The 19,976-nt window shown below is 47.9% G+C and carries 12 protein-coding genes; 2 read left to right on the top strand and 10 right to left on the bottom strand.

What is annotated here, in order from left to right; translation table 11 throughout:
- Nucleotides 1-540: 540 nt before the first annotated feature.
- The 3 genes from LL912_RS18185 to LL912_RS18175 form a co-directional block, all read right to left on the bottom strand.
- Entirely contained in the window at nucleotides 541-1,626 is a 1,086-nt protein-coding gene (locus tag LL912_RS18185; protein WP_235555028.1) for a hypothetical protein, read from the bottom strand.
- 278 nt (nucleotides 1,627-1,904) lie between these two features.
- Nucleotides 1,905-4,625 (bottom strand): CHAT domain-containing protein, encoded by a 2,721-nt coding sequence (locus tag LL912_RS18180; RefSeq protein WP_235555027.1) that lies wholly within the window; start codon nucleotides 4,623-4,625, stop codon nucleotides 1,905-1,907.
- Complete coding sequence (locus LL912_RS18175) at nucleotides 4,613-6,601, bottom strand: PKD domain-containing protein (RefSeq protein ID WP_235555026.1); 1,989 nt, start codon at nucleotides 6,599-6,601, stop codon at nucleotides 4,613-4,615. The genes LL912_RS18180 and LL912_RS18175 overlap by 13 nt, the downstream gene beginning before the upstream one ends.
- 151 nt (nucleotides 6,602-6,752) lie before the next feature.
- On the opposite strand from LL912_RS18175, the gene LL912_RS18170 reads away from it, so the two are divergent.
- Nucleotides 6,753-7,415, top strand: coding sequence for an RNA polymerase sigma factor (locus tag LL912_RS18170; RefSeq protein WP_235555025.1), 663 nt, complete (start codon nucleotides 6,753-6,755; stop codon nucleotides 7,413-7,415).
- Nucleotides 7,412-8,128 (top strand): tetratricopeptide repeat protein, encoded by a 717-nt coding sequence (locus tag LL912_RS18165; protein ID WP_235555024.1) that lies wholly within the window; start codon nucleotides 7,412-7,414, stop codon nucleotides 8,126-8,128. The genes LL912_RS18170 and LL912_RS18165 overlap by 4 nt, the downstream gene beginning before the upstream one ends.
- 336 nt (nucleotides 8,129-8,464) lie before the next feature.
- Here LL912_RS18165 and LL912_RS18160 read toward each other — a convergent pair whose 3' ends face one another.
- The 7 genes from LL912_RS18160 to LL912_RS18130 are packed head-to-tail and all read right to left on the bottom strand — an operon-like array spanning nucleotide 8,465 to nucleotide 19,966.
- On the bottom strand, nucleotides 8,465-9,211 hold the full coding sequence (locus LL912_RS18160) for a glycosyl hydrolase family 28 protein (RefSeq protein WP_235555023.1): 747 nt from the start codon (nucleotides 9,209-9,211) through the stop codon (nucleotides 8,465-8,467).
- A 23-nt stretch (nucleotides 9,212-9,234) separates the two neighbouring features.
- Nucleotides 9,235-10,716: a glycoside hydrolase family 28 protein gene (locus tag LL912_RS18155; protein WP_235555022.1), complete on the bottom strand. Its 1,482-nt coding sequence runs from the start codon at nucleotides 10,714-10,716 to the stop codon at nucleotides 9,235-9,237.
- A 12-nt stretch (nucleotides 10,717-10,728) separates the two neighbouring features.
- Complete coding sequence (locus tag LL912_RS18150) at nucleotides 10,729-13,575, bottom strand: glycosyl hydrolase (protein WP_235555021.1); 2,847 nt, start codon at nucleotides 13,573-13,575, stop codon at nucleotides 10,729-10,731.
- Complete coding sequence (locus LL912_RS18145; RefSeq protein WP_235555020.1) at nucleotides 13,565-14,413, bottom strand: sugar phosphate isomerase/epimerase; 849 nt, start codon at nucleotides 14,411-14,413, stop codon at nucleotides 13,565-13,567. The genes LL912_RS18150 and LL912_RS18145 overlap by 11 nt, the downstream gene beginning before the upstream one ends.
- A 6-nt stretch (nucleotides 14,414-14,419) precedes the next feature.
- Nucleotides 14,420-15,235, bottom strand: coding sequence for a phytanoyl-CoA dioxygenase family protein (locus LL912_RS18140; RefSeq protein WP_235555019.1), 816 nt, complete (start codon nucleotides 15,233-15,235; stop codon nucleotides 14,420-14,422).
- Nucleotides 15,236-15,265: 30 nt separating this feature from the next.
- Complete coding sequence (locus LL912_RS18135; protein WP_235555018.1) at nucleotides 15,266-16,837, bottom strand: RagB/SusD family nutrient uptake outer membrane protein; 1,572 nt, start codon at nucleotides 16,835-16,837, stop codon at nucleotides 15,266-15,268.
- Between the two features lie 18 nt (nucleotides 16,838-16,855).
- A complete protein-coding gene (locus tag LL912_RS18130; protein WP_235555017.1) occupies nucleotides 16,856-19,966 on the bottom strand; it encodes a SusC/RagA family TonB-linked outer membrane protein in 3,111 nt (1,036 codons plus the stop codon).
- Between the last annotated feature and the right edge of the window lie 10 nt (nucleotides 19,967-19,976).

The raw sequence follows: 19,976 nt of genomic DNA, 5'->3' as shown, positions 1-19,976 counted from the left end.
ATTCTCTTAACAATAAATTAACTAACAACTGTTTTTTTCAAAAATTGAAAATTTTTGGTTTTTTTATTGATTTTTTTTTAATGCTGATTGTTAAGCATCAACGATTTCCGAATTAAATCAGCGCGTTCATTAAACGTTTTGGCGTAAATGTCATTCTGCAAAAATGACACTGTATTAAAATGGCATGAATTATGACTATCTTTGTATCAGAAGTTATTCATTAACTTTTTCATATGGCAAGCAATCGTTAGAGGTCGGTCTGTTTCTACAGAAAGACCTTTTTTTTATCTATGCGGGACTTGAAATCTCGCCGTATGACCCGAAACATCATATACAGAAAGAATCATATACCAGACCCTTATCTCCGGCAGCAATGACTACGCCGGCATGCAGTTATTGTTGGTCGCTAACAGGCCCGGCCGGCATTTACAGGTTGCAAAGCGAAACGCGCCGGAAAGTCCTATAAAAAAGGAGGCTGTCAAAACAGCCTCCGAAAAGATACAGTATTTATTGAAAGGTTGCCAGGATTTCAGGCGATTTCTATTTTGTATTCATTTGCTGGATCAGCTGCAGCAATTGTGTTTCGGAAACCTCCTGCAGGTTAAAACTGATGCCCATATAATTTTTCCCGGCATCGGGGGCAATGGTTACATCCCGCATCTCTGCATAAAATTTACCATTGATTGTGCTCATAGCCAGGAAGGTTCCGTTTGCGCCGATGGGTATGCTGTTCTGGTAGCTTAACAATCCTTCTTTACCAGCAATGGGATGAAAGATCGGGTTGTACAGTTTCACGATGGTATTGACACCCGCTACTTTAAAGAATAACTCGGTGGGATCCTGACCGGAGTAATTATTGCCGGTTTTAATGTTGAATTTATCACCGAAGTAACCCAGCACTGTTGTTTTGGGTGCCGCAATGCCGTAGAGCGCATCACAGTTCCGCCAGTCGCCCAGGTTATCCAGCGGGAAGTAGGTTGTGGCGGCATTGGCCATGCCAAAGGAGCCCGGGATCTGTGTCCACTGCATTCCTTTTTTAATGGTATAAGATTCGGTAATGGTGGTCAGCACATTTTCGTGGTTGTACCCGCTGGTTTCATTGTATACCGTGGTGTCGCCATCCCACATTGCAATATCGCGGTTCGCGCCATTTGCATTGGCTACGCCAACGGGAGCTACAACACCCGGAGGTTTTTGCTGGGGGTTCAGTGCCAGCTGTTGTCCGTTCTGTTCCGCTGTAACCATTGCTTCCCCAAAAGTTTCCAGAATCTTCCCATCACTGGTTAAAGTAGGCTTATCACCCAGGATCATTTCACTGGCCTTGATAAACACCCGGGCCGATATGTTTACATTGCCGGTGACAACAGCTCCGCCGGGCTTAATAAACGCATTGGGACCAAAAGTGATCTTGGTACCATTCTGCAGTATAATGGTACTACCCGCAGCAGCATCCACTGTAAATTTTTCAACGGCGGGTTCATGATCCTTAAAAAAACGCACCATCTTTTCTACATCTTTCTGATAGGTGTTTTGCGGATCAACCGGGGTATTGTCTTTTTTGCATGCATAAAAAACGGTGGCTAATGATAATACCATCAGGGTCTGGAGTAACATATTCTTTTTCATAAACATTGTTTTTAAATTTTAAAAAGAGGATTCTACCGGTATATCAACAGCAGGAATCGTTTGTTACCCGGTGAACAGGGAAAAAATAAAAAAAATAAGGCAAAGGGAAAGGGGGGCTGATTCATCCGTTCGCGGCTCTCATTGGAGGATGCTTTTAGGGTTCGTGGGCGACCGGTTTAGCCGGATCTGCACCGGGCCCGATACGATGTGTATCCTTATCGGCAAATATAGCCGGCATTCCTGCAAGCTTCGGCGAAGCGCTTCTATGTGGCTTTCTGTTACAGCAGTTTTTTATGCCGGAGTACCCATGCGGTTGTGAGCAAAGCGCCAATGATCAACAGTAGGGAGCGCAAGATCGCGGTCCTGCGTTTTTCCCGGATCAGCAAGGGAGTATCATTGCCCTGGTAAAAATAGGCCGCCCAAAACAGCGGGTTCTGTTCCGCTACGCTTTGGTGCTTTTCCAAGTAAGCACTCCTTGCTTTTTTTAATGCTGTTGCCGGGTCGGGCTCTGCTGACAATGCCTGGTAAAATTCACGGATCAGTTCGCCGGACGCTGCGTCATCGATCTCCCAACGCGAAGACAGCACACCGTCTACCCCCTTGCTCAAGAGGATCCGGCCCAGGCTTTGCATGCCTTCTCCCTGCTGCAGCACACCAGAACCTGTTTCGCAGGCAGCCAGTACCACCAGCGGCGACCGGGTAGTGATGTATTGAAGCTCGCCCAGGTAGAGCTTGTTTTTTAAAACCAGGTAGGGTTGCTTTGCTGCCGGATCTGCCACGGCGTGTGATGCCAGGTGAATGATATTACCGGTATTGAGTGCCGCCATAAAAGCAGCATCGGACGTGCCGGCGGCATCATACTGCCGTATTACAAAATGCTGGGCCAGGAAAGAACGTTCTTTTGCGGATTGTGGAAGGGCGGGAAACCCCAGGTGCGGTTTTTCAAAGCTAAAAACGGTTACAGGCCGGGCGGTATTGCCGGCGGTACCGGCAAAGGCATTTTGTAAAAAGGTAAAACTATACCCGATTGCTGTATTTGCACCCCAATAGGCCGGAGCGCCGGCTGTGGTGCAAAGTGCTTCAAATGGCAGGTTATGCAGTTCCCGGTCGGGTGAAATCAATACCGCAGACGCCGATCCGTCCGGCCAGGGATTCCAGGTATACAGCAGTTGGGCGGCCTGTTTGTAATATGCCCGGGGATTGCTGTTAAAAGCTGCGGGGCCTGCATAAAAATACCTACGCATAAAATCGCCGATTTCCTGTACATGGGCAATAGTAGCAGTGTCCAGCCGGTGCCGGAATATCCCGTTTTGTACCTGGATGATATAGGTGTAACTATCCCCCAGGTAATAACTGAGCAGCATTTTTTTGCGACCAGCCGTTTGCACCCATTTGCGAAACACTTCATAGGAGGGTAGTTTGAGCAACGCCACACTTTCCCGTTCTTTCAGGTTCAGTTCAAACTCCAGCCGCTGAATATTTTGCCGGATCTGCTGCTTATACGTTCCTTCCGGAGTTTCGGCAAGGAGCACGTATAAGGAGCGCAGTTGATCGATCCATTTTTTATTGCTGGAAAGCAATGCGTCCTGTTTCCAGGAAGCAGTTCTCCGTTGCTCATTGATCAGTACCCTTCCTTTGGACAATTCCGTTAACCAGAGTGCCTTCAGAAGGTATTCCGGATCCTGGTGCTGGTCAAATAACTGGTGATACAGCGCAATGGCGGTTTCCGAGTATTTCTTATTCGCATAGGCAGCCGTACTGGCATTGAGAGAAGCCGGCAATAACTGCTCTGTATAATAATCGTTCAGCACCGCTTTTTCAAACCATTGGGCAGCTGCCACCGGGTTCTTGTATAACCATGCGGTAGCCACACCAAAAAGCGCGGTGGTTACTTTAAAATCAGGAAACAGGCCTTGCCCATCTCTTCTGAAATATCCCAATGCCCGCTGATGCCAGGCAATGGCGCTGTCCGGCTGTTGCATCAGCAGGTAGGCATTACCAGCTTCAATCGCTGTTTCCACCTTTAATTCGATATTATCTGCAGCCACCTGCTTCCGGATCTCCTCCAGGTAATACAGGGATTCCCGGTGTTTCCCCGAGAGGTTCAGTATCCGGGCCCGGGCTAAAAGGGTCGTTTGTAACGCGGTGGAGGCATCCGGGAATTGCCGGCCCAATTGCAGTGCTTTCTGATTCCAGATGCCGGCACTATCGGTACTTCCTGCCTCAAGATAGGCCTCCGCCCGTAAATTATACAGTGGCAGGGCATCGGCGCTTCCGGAACGGGCGCTCTGAAGCCCAAGCGCGATGGTATGCCGCAGTGCAGCAGCATCATGCATACGGAAATACGTGGTTGCCAGGTTTAAATACAAGCCGGGAACGATGGCGCTCCGGTGCGCAGCCAATGCCTCGTCAATGGCCCGGCGCTGGATATACACTGCCCTGGAAAAATCGCCCACCCGTGTGTAATTATTCCCTAGCGGTTTGGCAATATATTCCTCAAAATCCATTTCCTCCTTTAGTACCGCATCCTGTTTGTTGCGTTCATAAAACGCATAAGCCCGCTCGTACCAGGTAATAGATGCCGGTATCTGTCGCTGTGTCAGTAAATGCCAGCCTGTATTGATAAAAAACTGAAAGCAGGCCAGCTTTTCCGCGTTGGTACGGGGTGCTCTCCACAACGCGTTTTTCAGAAATTCTTCCCGGTTAACAGCCAGCCCCGGATCGGCGTCGAGCCGGTCAAAAAGAAAGCCGGCCCAGGCCTCCAGCGCATCTTTCGCTTTCATTTGCCGGTAGCGGCTTTCCAGGGCATCTGCCGGTGGTGTGCCGGAAAAAAAAATAACGGAGGCCGCAGCTGTCAGTAACAGATGTAGGAGTCTAATAGTGCTGCATTTCTTTTTACATCCGGCCACGATTTGGTCATCAGCCACCGCAGCAGCCGGCGCTTCAGGAATGCGGAACCTTGTATGCTCCCCGGATCTTCGTTTACCTAGAGCCTCCATCCTGCATAAAAGAAGGTATACCCATTCTTTTTTTCGTTATAATAATACCGGAGACCCAGCTGGGGACCCAGCTTTACCTTTCCCAGCTGAACATCAATAAAGGGTTGTATGCGTATGCTGGAAAACGACTTTATTTTTTCAGTGCCCGGTTGTTCATAGATCTGTCCGGCTACTCCGTTTGCCGATACACCATGATAGGTCACCACGGTTTCTGTATGGCCGCCCAGGTTAGCAGTAACGCTGACACCGGCACCCGCTGAAAAATAATTTCCGAAATTATGGCGCAGCTGAAGAGGAATCAGTTTTATCTGTGAAATGGTATGCGCCACGGAAGAATCTATTCTATTATAGGGAACCTCTTTCTTTCCGTCAATTGCTATAAACCCGTTCTGCGCCGTTGTATAGTTCCCGGCACCGGTTTTAAGTCCCTGTTTATAATACAGTTCAAACTGGAAAAAAGGCCGGTAGGGCGCCAGCGGAGCCAGCCCCACACCGGTTACAATACCATCGCTGATCATTCCCCTGCCCGCCGCTTTTTCAAAACCCGCCATTACAATGGGTGAGATACCTTTCTTAAACCGCCCTGTAGCGTTGTTGGTGAATATAGGTTCATTTTTATCAAAATAGATAGCGGTACGCGCTTTAAACGGAACCGGATCCAGCTTTTTCTTTGTTACAATGGAAAATTCCATAAATCCTTTAGTGCTGTCTTTATCCTCCACTCCTTTCTGGTTGGTGCCGGGCAGGTAGATCCCGTGTAGCGTAAATAACAGGCCACTCTCTTTCTTTTCCAGTTCCCAACAGCCCCGCTTCTCCGCGCCTGGCTGACAGGGCGCACAAAACGGTGACAGATCCCTGATTTGTACGGTTTGCGGATCGAGGGCTGCAGGTGTTGCAACATCCAGGGCAATTTTACGCGCCGGTCCTTTACCGGTATTCTGAAAACGGATTTTATAGGTAAGCTCTTTATGTTTGTTTAAAAACCGGTAGCTTAACCTCCCTCCTTTCAAATTCATTTTATTCGGATCATGCGAGTTCACTACCGGTATATTAAGACGGTGCAGTACCGGGTTTCCTTTCTTTGGAACATATACCCCTGTAACGGTTACGGTGGCATTGGTGTCTTTGATCATTTCCGGCGTTACTTTTAACTCGGCAAGGGCAAAATGAGCCGCCCCGGGTGCTGTATTTCCCAGTTCGATCATAAAGCTATTTTTATACAGCATCATAGTGCTTGAAAAGGTATTGGTGGCCTCTGCAGCATTCTGCACCTGTACTACCGATGAAGGCGGACTGCCGCTTTCTGTAATTTTCAATTGCCTGCCCGGCTCCAGGCCGGCCATCAGCACCGGGCTCCCGGTAACCAGGCTGTCGCCGCTGTTAAAAAAGCGAAACCCCTTATTGGGTCCGGCATTTTCGAAACAGGTCTGGTCAAAGATCTTTTCATTTAAAAACAGGTACAGTTTTCCCTGGTCTTCTTCCGTACCGGTATTTCTCCAGCCTGCCAGCAATACCATGGTATCATTGGGCTTGGCCATGCAGTTGTACTTTAGCTCAAAAACACCGTTCGCCTTAAAGAAATCTTTTTCTGCGGTTGATACCGATGCCACATTATTATTTCCTTTTACAGAAACCTTTATTTTCCTCCGTTCGGGCTTTTTGCCATCGTCATAGTTATTGACAGCATACAGGTATACATCGTAATCCTTTTCCGCAGCGTAGCGATGCGCAGGCGATGCTTCGGTGCTAAAATGCCCGTCGCCAAAATCCCATAAATGGGTATAAAAGGGCGCAGGAGCCCCCGGGATCTGCGTAAGTGCCGGCAGCGGGGCCGAAAACCGAAGCCCGCTACTGTCCGGAACAGTCTGTATCAGGCTATCTGCCAACGCCGCTTTTTCAAGCTGGGCATGCGCCGTAAGTACGGTAAACAGTAATGCCGTCAAAAGAAATATTGGCCTTCGTTTTAATTGTCTCATATATGCAGATCAGCCGGTTGCAAAAATTGTTACCTGAAAATGCGGGTGTATGCCCACTGCCATACCCGTGCTGTTGGTTTATAAGGCAAAGCAGCATGTTTTGCAGTGGATCTGTTCCTGCAAAAATGTTATACATCCAAAAATGTTCGCTATGGTAAATATATTCAATATTTTTGAGATTCAGGAGCAGCTGACTTATCAAACAGGTTGCTGCATCCGCAACAGATATATTTTCTATTTTAATTTTATACGCTTGCATACAGACCAACGATATATTGAGGCATTACGGAAGAATGACTCAGTGCTGCTTTCAGAGATCTACCGGAAATATGCACCGCCTATTACGGCCTACCTGAAGTCGAAAGGGGCTGATACGGAAGAATGCGGGGATATTTTTCAGGAGTCGCTGATCGACATTTTTAAGCTTTCAGCAGATGGAAAATTTGTGCTGACCTGCCCCTTCGAAGCCTTCCTGTTGCTGGTATGTAAACGAAAATGGATCAACCTGCTAAAGAAAAAATCCCGGTCGGGGGTAACAAAAAGCCTGGATGATGGATATCAATACCTGAAGGACAACACAGACGCGGACGCATCGGCACATGCCCAGCAGCTGGAGCAGGAAGCCCTGGTAATGGAGCTGCTGGAGCAGCTGAGCGAGCGTTGCAGGGAAATCATCCGGGCCTCCTATCTCAGCGATTCGCAGCAGAAGCTGGCGGAACAATTGGGTGTAAGCTATGCCTACCTGCGGAAAAAGAAATCCATCTGTATGTCTGAATTAATCGAATTAGTCAATCACAACCGTCACCCGTCATGAACCTTTACGAACAGATAGAAGCATATATTTCCGATACCCTGTCTCCGGAGGAACGCAGCGATTTTGAGCGCCGGCTGGCACAAGATCCGCAGGCAAAAAAGGCCTATGAAGACTGGCTGTATACAGAAGCGGTTGTTCAAAAACATGAAGTTGCTGCAGCAGACTTATCCCGGTTGAGAGCCACATTGGAGCCGCTTACCCGGGAGCATTTCCGCGAAGAAGCCATCACCACGCCCCGTACAGGCCGCGTGCGTAAACTGGTATTTGCTGCGGTGGCTGTAGCCGCCGTATTATTGTTGTTTATATTTACACCGGCCGGTATCGATCGTTACCCGGTAACACCTATGCCCAATGTGGTGGTGCGGGGTGCTACAGATCATGGGAAGGAAGGCGGACAACTGTTTAACGACCATCAATACCAGGCAGCCCTGCCGCATTTAAAAGCAGCAGCTGATGCCAATCCGGAAGATGTAATGGCGGCCTTTTATTATGGGGTTTGCCTGCTGAAAACGAAACAGCCTGAAACAGCCCTGCCCGTTTTTGAAAAATTGATCCAAGGTAATTCTGCCTACCAGGAAGACAGTTACTTTTTTGCGGCCCTATGCGCCTACAAAACCGGCAACCAGGAACTGGCTAAAAAATATGCGATGGCCGTTCCGTTAAACAACCTGTATCATAAAAATGCGGTGCGCCTTTTAAAGAAACTGGATTAAAGCGCATTCAACATAAGGCCATTAACGATCTCAGTTATTTAACCCGCAAGAAGCATAGGGCGTATCCGCTTTTCCAGGAATTCCGGAGCATCACATATGCGTTAACTCACTGCTCAGCTGCGGCTGGAAATGCCGCTTGTTTCTCCAGGCGCTAAATAATACCGGCGACCCGCACCTGGTCCGCTTTTTTATTTATCGCAGAAATGATCTTTCTTAGTCGCTGCCCCTGTGATGACCTGGTAGAAGTGAAGCTTCAATATTTTATGTTTGCTCCTATATATTAAAAACAACGCCTAAACTGATGTGGTTGGTTTTGCAGATGCCCGTTGAATAAGCTTATTCCGGAACACTGAGCAGCTTTCCCGAAGGATCGATGGCCCGGTCGACGCGGATGGATTGATTGTCCTTAGATCCCTCGATATAGGGTTGCAGCGCCACATCAATAAAGGTATCTTTTATCAGCACATTCTTCGAGGCCGACAACCGGATGCCCCCGGTACCAGGAACCTGTTTACTGCTGATGTTTACCGTTTCCACCACCACATTGCTGCAGGCTTCAAACACCTGGGCTTTTCCGCAACCATTCCAAAGGTTTACCGAATCGATCTTTATATTGGAACAATTGGTAAACCCTATAAGTGCCGGCCGTACAAAATCCTGCGAACGCAGATAGCCGTTCTGCTGCAAGGCCGCAACATTTGACAGTAAGGTGGGCGCATTGCCCTCGATCACCCCTTTTCCGGAAATACCAATATTTTGCTGTCCGTCGGCACTGATGATGGCTTTAATGCGGCCGGAACTGTTATAATCATATACAGATGCAGCGCCCACCAATACGGCGCCTTCCTCCAGCTTTATGCTTACATTGGATTTCAGCTGCACACCTCCCGTCACATAGCGTCCTACATAGAACACCAGCTGACCGCCCCCTTGCTCATGAATGAAATCAATAGCTTTTTGTATCGAACGGGTATTATTGGTAACGCCGTCCGACAGGATGCCGAACAGGGAGGCTTTATAATCTTTTGCGGCTGCAAACACCGGTAATAATGCTGTAAATACGATCAGTTTTAATACGCGCATATATAACACTTTAAAAAATGGAATTATTTGGATTTTGTAGTGTTGTGCAGAAATACCTGTTTTTTGCCCCTGGCAGCCGGCTCTTCTACATTCACTTTACCAAATGAAGCTTTTTGTACATCGTCAAACACGATGGCCGGGCGATAATCGCTTTCCTTTGCCTTTAAGGTAATATTTTCAAAGCGGATACCGGTGGCATGCCGCACATAAAAACCCCAGGCCGGCAGCTCCTTGAACTGAGAAAATTCGGGGTAAGCCGTGGGCATCTCCGGAATACTTTCGAGCTCTGCCTTGCTCAGTCCGCGCCGGGCATAATGCGGGTTTCCGCCGCCGGGATAAACGATTTCAATATTCCGGAGCGTTACATCCTGGATCTTATACTGCGGTAACCCGATGATGCTGGCTGGTGAAATATTCCGGGGCAGGTCTTCGATGGGCCCCTCATAACTATAGCCCGCATCCGGTTTGGTAGCCGGCACTTCCGCATATACATTGGAGATACGAACGTTTTTCATATACGGCTGTTTACCATTGCTCCAGCGGTCACCAATACGGAGGTAAATTACATTGCCGGTATTGATGGACCGTACACCATCCACCTCGATGTTTTCCACCAGTCCGCCGTCAACCGCGGCAAACGTAATCGCCGAACGATAGGTATCGAAGATCTTCAGGTTGGTTACTTTAAAATTCCTGAACCCGCCGCGGGATACCGTCCCAAATTTCAATCCGTTGGCACTGGATCTCCCGGTGCAATTATCCACGATCACATTCTGACAGATCTTTGATGGATCATGCGACTTGAAGCAGATCACGTCATCTGCTGCATCAAAGTATGAGTTCTTGATCACCACACTGTCACAATCCACCACATCAATACCGTCATTGTTCCAGTAACTTTTGCTATCTACATGAATGCTGTCTACATACAGGTTCCGGCACTGGTCATAAGTTTGGTTCCAGCTGGCCGGATCCTTCAGTGTTACACCTGTAATACGCACATTGGTGCATTCGCGGAAATAGATATTCTGCGGGCGATTGGTTTCATTGGGCCGGTCGTATTTCAGCGGATCCGTTACCAGTCCTTTCTGAATATTCGCCACCATGTTTACGGCGGTTAAAAAACCACGTCCGTCGATCATGCCTTCTCCGGTAATACCGATATGGTCCTGCTTTATGGCGAAGATCATCGACGTCCATCCGATGTATTTATTTTTTTCATAGTCAAAGGGGTTCACAGATCCCAGCAGCACGGCTCCTTTTTTAAGGTGGAGCGTCACATTCGATTTTAAAAAGATGGTGCCGGTAAGGTACTTCCCCTCATCAAACACCAGCCGGCCGCCGCCTTGCTCATGAATATAGTCAATGGCTCCCTGAATAATAGCACTGTTAAGGGTTACCCCATCCTTTTTTGCACCAAAATCCAGCACACTGTAGTCCTTTGCGCCTGCCATTAACGAAAGGCAGGAGAAGAGCATTGCTAAAAAGATATTCGTTCTTTGCATTCTTAACTTTTTTTAAAATACCGTAACAGGTCCCAGCATACCCATGGAGCGCATGGGCTGCGGTTTTCTTTTTCCGTTTGTCCAGTACTGTGCTACCGGGTTATCTGTAAGCGATTTCATATAATTGCCCATGGTCGTTGTAACCGCAATTTCAATGGTATTATCACCCGGCCGCATCCATGGCTGCACATGGTACAGGTAGCGGCCAAACCAGCGCACTCCCAGGTCTTTTCCGTTTAATGTCAACTGTGCAATGCCCTGCACCGTTCCAAGATCGATGTAGGAAGGACCGCTCGTGGTTTTTGAAAGGGTATTCCGGTAAATAACGGTGCCTGCAAAATTTTGGTACTCAGGCAACTCTTTCAGATCTTTTAGGCTGGCAAAAGTTGCTGTTTTTACGGAACCGTCTATATGGCGGAATTCGGCGCTCCAGGGAGTGGTAACCTCCGGATATTGTCCTTCTGATTCCGGCACTTCGGTATACAGGGGAAGCTTTTTCCGCTGGTCTTTTTCGAATACGAAGATCCGCATGTCTGCCGGATAAAGGGTTACCGTGATCTCCCGGTCATTTTCCAGGCGGTAACAATCTCCTGTAACCGCATCCCAGTAATGCCCGAACCGCCCTTCGAAAATCGTTGCGTCCGGCCGGAAGGTTACTTTAAAAGGATAGCTGGCGCTGGAATTAAATACCAGCAGCATATCGACCTTATCATTGGTATAGCGCACCTGCTGAATAAAGGGATTGCCGTCCGTAATGGTAACATACGGTTTTATATTATATTTCTGTTGCAGCGCTTTATACCAGGCCGGATAGTTTTCTTCCGGATGTTCGGTAAAAATGAACCGGTCTTTAAAGGTTTTGAGCTCCTCAAGAATATTACGTACCAGCTTTGTTTGCTCATCTGCATTCAGCAGCCCCACCGATTTATCCGGCATATTCTGTACACAAACCACCTTTCCCCCGGATTGTACAAACTGCAGCAGCTTCCTTGCGGTAACCGGTTCCAGGCTTTGCACATGCACCAGGAAAAGGGTATGGTATCTGCGGGGTCCATATTCCAGGAATCCGTCTTTTATGATCGATTTATTGATGATGCCATCCGAAACATAATCGCACCCATGTCCATGCTGCTGCATCGCCTCCCATATAAGGGATAAATTAGCTGGGTAGGTAAGGGAAGGGAAGGGCTCATTGGGCGCGCCGAATTTACCCCAGGCATCAAAGAGGGGCGGCAGTATTGCAATATCAGCAAACATATCTGCATGCTGCAGCAGGGCCGATACGCGGGCTTTGTAATCATTGATCCGTTTAAAGAACGGCCAGTAAGTGTTGCGCTCATTCATAAAATTGCCATAACGGATCCAACCGGGGAACGGCGCATTCTTGGGTGAATAGTTAAACCCGTGGTATACGGAATGGGTGATGCCGGTAATGAGGCTTTGATCTGAAGCCAGTTTTAGCGTTTGAAGGGAGGCATTGAACACCATATCGGTATTGGTGGCTTCCTCACAGGAGATCACCCGCTTCCCGGCCAGGTGTGCTCCCGAAGACACAAATTTATTGACCATGGTATAGCTCCGCCCGATGCGGTAATCCGTTTCCGGCATTTCTTCGCCGATCCCGTACTTGATCCAGGTTTCGCCTTCCGGCAGGTCCATGCCCATGCTGGCCTCCAGGGGATGATAACCCCGCCCGTAAGCCTGCGCCCTTGACAACATGCCATTGTTTTTGCACCATTGCTGAAAGGGTTCCACAAAACGTTCTTTTAAAAGCTCAATTTTTGTACGGTCAAAATCGCAGCGCACGCGTTCAATCACATCCTGAAATTCCGGCGTGAAGCGGGTTCCATAATTGTAGTCGTATATGTTGCCCATAGCTCCGATCTTTGAGAAGATCAGCGGGAGATAGGGCATAATATCATACCCCCTGCGCTTTTTAAATTCTTCGGCCATATCGCCTGTCCAGTTGGCCCCTTCCAGTTCCATACTGTCTACAAATAGGGCACGTACCCGGTTTTTTAAAGGCCCGATCCTTTTTTGGATCGCATCGCTCATATGATTCAGGTACTTTTCTACGGCCGCCTTGTTAAAATGGTTTAATACCTGCCCGTTTGCCCCCGGAGCGCCATTGATCACCTCAAGGAATGCCCGCGTTTTCAACAGGGCATAGATCGCATAATTCCCTCTCGGCACTTTTACTTTGATAAAGCCGGAAGCAATCTGACCGGAAAGATCCACCACTTCATCCAGTGATTGCATGGGGTCCGGAACCATAAATACTTTTTGCATCTCCAGCTTCCGGTGGGCGTAGGGGCTGGTGGTTGCAGGGTCGGCCTCCTTGATAAAATCCAGTATCGGCGCCTCAAAATCCATTAACCCCGTCACCTTCTTTACACCAATCGTCATGATATCCGCACACTCATCCCCCTGCAGGTATTCTGCACCGAAGGGCCAGCCCGAGCCCACGATCAGATCGCAGGTAAGTCCCAGTTTTTTTGCTTCCGCTAAGGTAAAGTCCAGCACGTCCACCCACTCATTGCTAAGCCAGGTCAGCGAGGGAATTCCCATATCATCCGTTCGTTGGGGAAACTTAATAGGGTTGATCTCAACGCCACCAATACCGGCCTCTTTCAGCAGTTTTAACTCCCGCAGCAGTTCTTCCTTCTCTACTTTATCGCCATTCCACCACCAGCGTACAAAGGGACGATAAACGGCTTGCGGCGTTTTAAATAATTCATACAATTGGTCCTTAGCAGCCGCCTGTACCCGGTTATTTTGAAAGGCCCATGCCATGTTTTCATACAGCAGGGTGCCAACGGTCAGCAAGCCGCCGCGTTCGAGAAAGGTTCTACGCTTCATGTTCCATTTTATTATACCGTTCGTTTAAAAGATTTTTCATCCATAAGTTGAGTCCCCATTGTTCCTGCAGCAGATCTACATCCCGGTTGGCACGCGTGAGATAAGGCGGGGGACCAAATTCCGGCGTAATGGTACTTTCGGTAAATCCCTGTTGCTTCCGGTAGGCCACCCACTGGTCCCAGATCTTCAAATGTTCATTTAACGCCAGGGTATATTCCGGCAGCGCCGGGTCAAATACCTGCGGTCCTTCTGTATGTCCTACCCGCGCATGCACGTGGAAGGTTTGCCGGATGGCTGCCTGTACTGCTGCACGCTGATCTTCCAGGTAGCTCTCAGAAACGCAGAACCAATGCGATACATCCAGTGTAAGCCCCAGCTCCGGCTTTTGCTGCAGCAGCGGGTATACCGTATGGGCACCATAGGACCATTTATTGCGATGCGTTTCCTGGTAAATGGCTGTACCCGTGGCGGTGGCTACCTCCTCGCAAACCTGCAGGCATTCCAGGATCTGCGCGTTGGTAAAATATTCCCGGCCACATTGGGCACTGATGAACAGTGGTTTCTTTTTTACCGTGCGCAGTGCTGTCAGTTTCTGCAGGTCATTCCTTAATGCCGTTATATACGTTTCAAAATCGGAATAAGCACTGGTCACCTCCATCACGATGGAAAAGTCGAGCTCCAGCTCCTCCAACAATGCCAGTACTTTTACCGGATCACCCGGCTCTCCGAAGGGAAACCATTCTATTCCTGCATAGCCGGCCTTTTTTACCTCTTTCAGAAAAGAAGCCCAGTCAACCTGTTCCGCGCCCCATCGCGGGCAAAGAAATCGTATGTTCAAAGCCGTTTATTTATGATAGATCAGAGGATTCTGCTCGTCGTTGTTCAAAAGATCACCAACGGCCAGTGTTTTAAGGTAGGCATCTGGCAGGATATTTGCCTGTCCGTTAAATACGTTTCCATCCGGCATATAGGCACAGGTCATCGCTCTCCGGTAACTGCTTGTCATATTGGCTCCCGCGCCATGAATGGTAAGCCCGTTGTGAAAGGAACAACTACCGGCTTTCATTTTTGCAGCAACGGAATTTACTTTTTTGAACTGCGGGTATACGTCAAAAATGCCATCCATATTTTTACCGATGCCTTTGTTCTCAAAGGTCGTTTCCTTAAACGATCCCGGTATAAAATACAGGCATCCGTTTTCCAGCGTGGCGTCGTCCAGGGCCACCCAAATGGAAAGTGCGTTCCGGTCGGAAAACGACCAGAAGGGCGTATCCAGGTGCCAGGAGGTGGGATTGGCCCAGGGTTTTTTAAACAGCGCCTGGTCATGCCAGATCCGGATACCGTCTACACCGGCCAGTTCCGCTGCCATTTTACCGATGCGTTCGTCCATCATGATCTTTTTAACTTTTTCATTGGTTTGCCAGAGGTTCAGCAGCTGGTCGAACACTTTGGAAAAGTATTCTGCATCTTCGTTGATACCATCATCCATGCCTACTTTAATATCCTGGCCGGGGATCTTGATTCCGTTCCGTTCTGCAATCGCTTCGGTCACCGCTTCCCGCCATTCCTGCAATTCTTCGGGCGACAAAAAATCATCGATCACTACAAATCCATTCTGCTGGTAGTAGCCAATCTGTTCCTGTGAAAGTTCATGTTTCATTTGTGCTTATTTAAGTATTCATTTGGTTCACTAATAACCGGGATTTTGTTTTAGTTGCTTATTCAGATCCATTTCACGTTTTGGAATGGGATACAAGAGCCGGTTCTGTGTAACATTGAATGACTGAGGTAGCAGATAAGAAAATTTTTGTTTAGCTGTTATCCCATAGGCATTCATTACCGTTATAGCCTGCCCGGTTCGGATCAGATCCTGCCAACGCTTGTTTTCAAAAGCCAATTCTCTTCTTCTTTCCAAAGCGATTGCCGCACGCAACTGTTCCTGATTGGCGGAGGTAATATTATGGTTTGCATCTCCAAAAGCACGGACTCTTACCTGGTTCAGGTAGGGAATCGCATCCCCTGATTTGCCGGTTTCATTTAAACATTCGGCCAGCATCAGCAGTACTTCACTATAACGGTATAAAGGCCAGTTCTGATCGGTATTCCGGTTGATATTGGGATAAGGCGGAAAATAATATTTCCGGCAAAAATATTTTGTTACCACTCCCGCCGGGGGTGTATAATTTACTGCGCTAACCACCTTTGTGGGCACAAAATCCTGCGTGCTGTTTATAGTGCCTTCTATCACACCGATGGTGGCATCAAACCGCTGGTCGCCCGGCTCAAATACGGCCTTTAAGTTATCCGTAGGTATATTCCATCCACCATAGGTGTTTATATTAAATTTAACACCTTCACCCAATAAAGGAAAGGAGGTAGACATGTTTGGAAGAAACCGGTAAATAAAACTGCTTTGCATACCAGTGGTTCCAGACTGATATTGTACATCAAAAATCAGCTCTTTATTCTTGTCAGCGCTTTTATTAGCAGGATTGAAGATGGAACTAAAATTGGTCATCAGGGTATAGCCCATGCCGGCAACCGATTGTAACAATGGCAACGCACTGGAATAGTCGCCCCGTTGCATATAGACTGCGGCAAGTTCGGTAGCTACCACTCCTTTATTGATCCGCCCCGTAGAGGCGGATGTAAACTGGGGAGAGGGTAAAACATCCAGGGCCTCTTTCAGGTCACTAATCACCTGTGCATACACATCTTCAACTGAAGCCCGTGGCAGGTAACTATCCTCCATTTTCAACACCTCGTGCAGGTGCAGTGGCACACCGCCGTAATTTCTCACCAGATCAAAATAATAATGCCCCCGTAATGCTTTTGTTTCTGCAACAATGGTCTTTTTCAAAGAATCGGTCATCCCGGAAAAACCGGCGATCCGGTCCAGGATGGCATTTGTTCTGCCAATGCCTACATAGGCGGCCTGGTAGCGGTTCTGTATAATGCCATTGGTCGATTCGTCCAGAAAAGTGGAAATGTTCTCTGTGGCCGCATTTCCCCGGTCCTTGGCAAAATAATCGTAGGTAGCATTATCGGACCGCATTTCATCCATCCAGAAAGCATTGTTGGCAATATCCCTTAATGGTGTATAAGCCCCCGTAACGGCCTGTTGAAAATCCTGTGTGGTTTTATAAAAGGAGTTCCCGTTCAGACTGCCCTCGGGGTAAAGGGTGAGGAAATCCTTGGTACAAGATGCCAGCAATAGTATTGCTGTGATATAAATTCCCGGAATATATTTATAATTTTTCATTGTAAATCTCTTTATAACTTAAAAGCTAAAATTGGCTCCGATCATAAATGTGCGCGGTATCGGGTAAGTGCTGAGGTCCTGACCGTAGGCATTGGTATTGTCATCCTTTGTAGCATTCGCTTCTGGGTTCATGCCTGTATATCTTGTAAATACAAACGCCTGCTGCACGCTTGCATAAATCCTGGCAGACCGGATGTATTTTAAAATGTTCTGGCGGAACGTGTATCCCAATGCGATGTTCTTTACGGTAAAAAAGTTTCCGCTTTCTACCCAGGAAGAGTTGGCCAACCGGTACAGTTCGGTTGTACCCGCCCTGGTGCTGGGCACTTTTCCATTGCCGGGATTGTCTTCTGATCTCCAGCGGTTTTTCATATCCGCAGCCACGTTCATGATACCATCCAGGTTGGTCCAGTCAGAGCGATTCACATTTAAGATCTTATTTCCGCCCTGCCCATACCCCACAATGTTCAGGTCAAAATTTTGATAGCGGAAGGTATTGGTGATACCGTAAATATAACGGGGGTTGGGGTTTCCGATAGAAGTACGGTCATCTGCGGTGATCACTTTGTCTCCGTTCACATCCTTCATCCGCACCGAGCCCACGGCAGAAGTCACATGTTTGGGCTGACTGTCAAACTCAGCCTGGTTCATATATACTCCATCAAATACATATCCGTAAAATTCGCCAATGTGTCCGCCAAGTACGGTTCTGTTAAACCCTGCATAAGTAGTATTATTGCCAATAAACTGGGTATTATCCGGCAGTGCTATTAGTTTATTATTATTCAGTGAGAGGTTCAGATCTGTGGTCCACTCAAATTTACCTACCAGGTTCCGGGAACTTACCTGAAACTCATGCCCGCGGATCCGGATCTTGGCAGTATTCAGCTGCACATTGCTATATCCCGATTCAAACGGCAGGTTAACCAGGTACAACAGTTCCGTTGTGATCTTATTATAATAATCATATGAAAAGTTAATCCGGTCATGAAGAAAATTAATATCTGCTCCAATATCTGCCTGTGCAGAGCTTTCCCAGGTTACCCGTGGGTTTCCGAGCGTAACATTGGCTCCAAACCCGGGTGAAAGGTTGCCGCCAAATACGTAGTTGTTAGGGTTAATATAGGTTACAAACTGGTAATTGTTAATATTGAAGTTACCTGTTTTTCCATAACTGGCCCTTAATTTCAAAAAGCTGATTGTTTCGCTCTGTTTAAAGAAATCTTCATCGCTAAGCAGCCAGCCTGCTGAAACAGAAGGGAAATTTGCATACTTCACAGAAGGCCCAAAGCGGGAGGACCCATCCCGGCGAAAAGTAGCTGATAACAAGTACTTTCCTTTATAATCGTAGCTGAGGCGGCCAAAGGCAGAAGCCATACTCCAGGCTTCTTTATTAGTAGTACCGCTTGTTACTGCAGCGCCCGAGATCCATGGAATGGCGTCATTAGCAAAATTAGAACCACCAATCGAGCGATATTCACGGCTCCATTTCTGCGCACTGTACCCCGCCAAAACATCGAAACGATGGCCGTTCAGATCAAGGTTATAAATTAATGTATTTTCATTTAACCAGGAAACATAGTTGTACGAATTATCCGCAGCGCTGGAATTGGACGGAGGCCTTGGCACGGGTGTGGCGCTCAAACCGATCCCATACATAGTACCCTGGTACCAGTTATCCTGATAAGCAGCAATATCGCCGTTCATGGATGTTCTAAAATGCAGGTTCTTTAACACGGCAATATCCGCATAGGCATTTCCCAGTAAGCGAAAGGTCTTATAACTAGCATTAGCCAGTTGCAACTGCTGAACGGGGTTGTTCAAATTAAGCATATTTGCAGAGCGGGCGGAGCTGTTAAAGGTTCCATCTGCATTGTAAATGGGCTGCAAGGGAGAGGCCGCGGTGGCATTTGCCAGGATTTGCCGGTTGCCATCTGTAAAGGCCCTCGTATTGCGCTCCTGCTGGTAGGAGGGTGCCAGGTTTAAACCGATCTTAAACCGGTCTCCGGGACGATATTCATTATTGGTCCGGAACGAATAGCGTTTCAGATTGGTGTTCAACAAAACACCATCCTGACTAAAATAAGTGAGTGTAGAAGAGGAAGATGACTTTTCGGTACCGGAAGACAGGTTTACTGAATAGTTTTGCATGGGCGCCGTTCTAAGTAAAGCGCCATACCAATCAGTTCCTTTTCCATATTGCTCCGGCGTGCTATAATCTTTGGGAACACCATCCTTATATCCTTCATAGCGGGCTTTGTCGTCAAAGTACTCTTTCATATAGGTCGCGAAATCACGCGCATCCATCATGTTCGGACGCCCTTTTTTAGGCACGCTCTGCCAGCCGTAAAAGGTATCAAAGCTAATGCTTGTGCGACCAGCTTTTGCCTGTTTAGTAGTGATTAAGATCACTCCATTCGCCGCCCGGGAGCCATAAAGCGCTGCAGCAGCTGCATCTTTCAATACGGTAAACGTTTCAATTTCATCAGGATTGATCACATTCATATCTCCCGAGCGCGTATTGGCTCCTGAAAGAATCTGCCCATCCACCACGATCAGCGGCTGATATCCATTACCCAATGAAGCTGCACCCCGGATGCGCATATCAATGCCCTGCCCCGGCCGGCCATTGGCCATATTGATCTGAACCCCGGCTACGCGGCCCTGTAAACGCTGACCAAATTCTGCGGCAGGAATATCTTTCGCCTTTGCGGCGTTGAAAGTGGTTACAGCGCTGGTAATATTTTTCGCCAGCTTGGTACCATAACTTACCACTACCACTTCGTTCATATTATTGCTACTTTCCGTAAGCAATGCGGTTACCGGCTCATCCGAAACCACCGGCACCTCCAGCGTACCATAGCCTACCCGGGATATAATCAGGGTGACGGGTAGGCGCGACTTTAAACTAAACGCCCCGTTTTTATCCGTGGCCGTCGCTTCTATTTTTCCTTTAATATTAATAGAAGTACCTGCGAGGTCGTCACCAGAGCGGCTGAGGGTAATTACACCCCGGATCGTGGTTTCATTTCCCTGTGCGGTTGCCGCTTCCTGGAACAAAAGCAGCAACAAAAACAGTGTGCCCTGCCGGAGCAGCAGCGATTTTCTTAGCAGTTTGAGCATCATCATAATTGGCTTG

The sequence above is a fragment of the Niabella agricola genome (assembly GCF_021538615.1).
Taxonomy (GTDB): Bacteria; Bacteroidota; Bacteroidia; order Chitinophagales; family Chitinophagaceae; genus Niabella; species Niabella agricola.
The sequence above is the reverse complement of the archived record's forward strand: the minus strand, read 5'-3'. Positions and strand labels throughout refer to the sequence as shown.

Bases quoted from the DNA above. Each gene is read 5' to 3' on its own strand.
- LL912_RS18170 (WP_235555025.1), top strand. From the start codon at position 6,753: ATGGTAAATATATTCAATATTTTTGAGATTCAGGAGCAGCTGACTTAT.
- LL912_RS18160 (WP_235555023.1), bottom strand. From the start codon at position 9,211: ATGCGCGTATTAAAACTGATCGTATTTACAGCATTATTACCGGTGTTT.
- LL912_RS18155 (WP_235555022.1), bottom strand. From the start codon at position 10,716: ATGCAAAGAACGAATATCTTTTTAGCAATGCTCTTCTCCTGCCTTTCG.
- LL912_RS18140 (WP_235555019.1), bottom strand. From the start codon at position 15,235: ATGAAACATGAACTTTCACAGGAACAGATTGGCTACTACCAGCAGAAT.
- LL912_RS18135 (WP_235555018.1), bottom strand. From the start codon at position 16,837: ATGAAAAATTATAAATATATTCCGGGAATTTATATCACAGCAATACTA.
- LL912_RS18180 (WP_235555027.1), bottom strand. From the start codon at position 4,625: ATGGAGGCTCTAGGTAAACGAAGATCCGGGGAGCATACAAGGTTCCGC.
- LL912_RS18165 (WP_235555024.1), top strand. From the start codon at position 7,412: ATGAACCTTTACGAACAGATAGAAGCATATATTTCCGATACCCTGTCT.
- LL912_RS18130 (WP_235555017.1), bottom strand. From the start codon at position 19,966: ATGATGATGCTCAAACTGCTAAGAAAATCGCTGCTGCTCCGGCAGGGC.
- LL912_RS18150 (WP_235555021.1), bottom strand. From the start codon at position 13,575: ATGAAGCGTAGAACCTTTCTCGAACGCGGCGGCTTGCTGACCGTTGGC.
- LL912_RS18185 (WP_235555028.1), bottom strand. From the start codon at position 1,626: ATGAAAAAGAATATGTTACTCCAGACCCTGATGGTATTATCATTAGCC.
- LL912_RS18175 (WP_235555026.1), bottom strand. From the start codon at position 6,601: ATGAGACAATTAAAACGAAGGCCAATATTTCTTTTGACGGCATTACTG.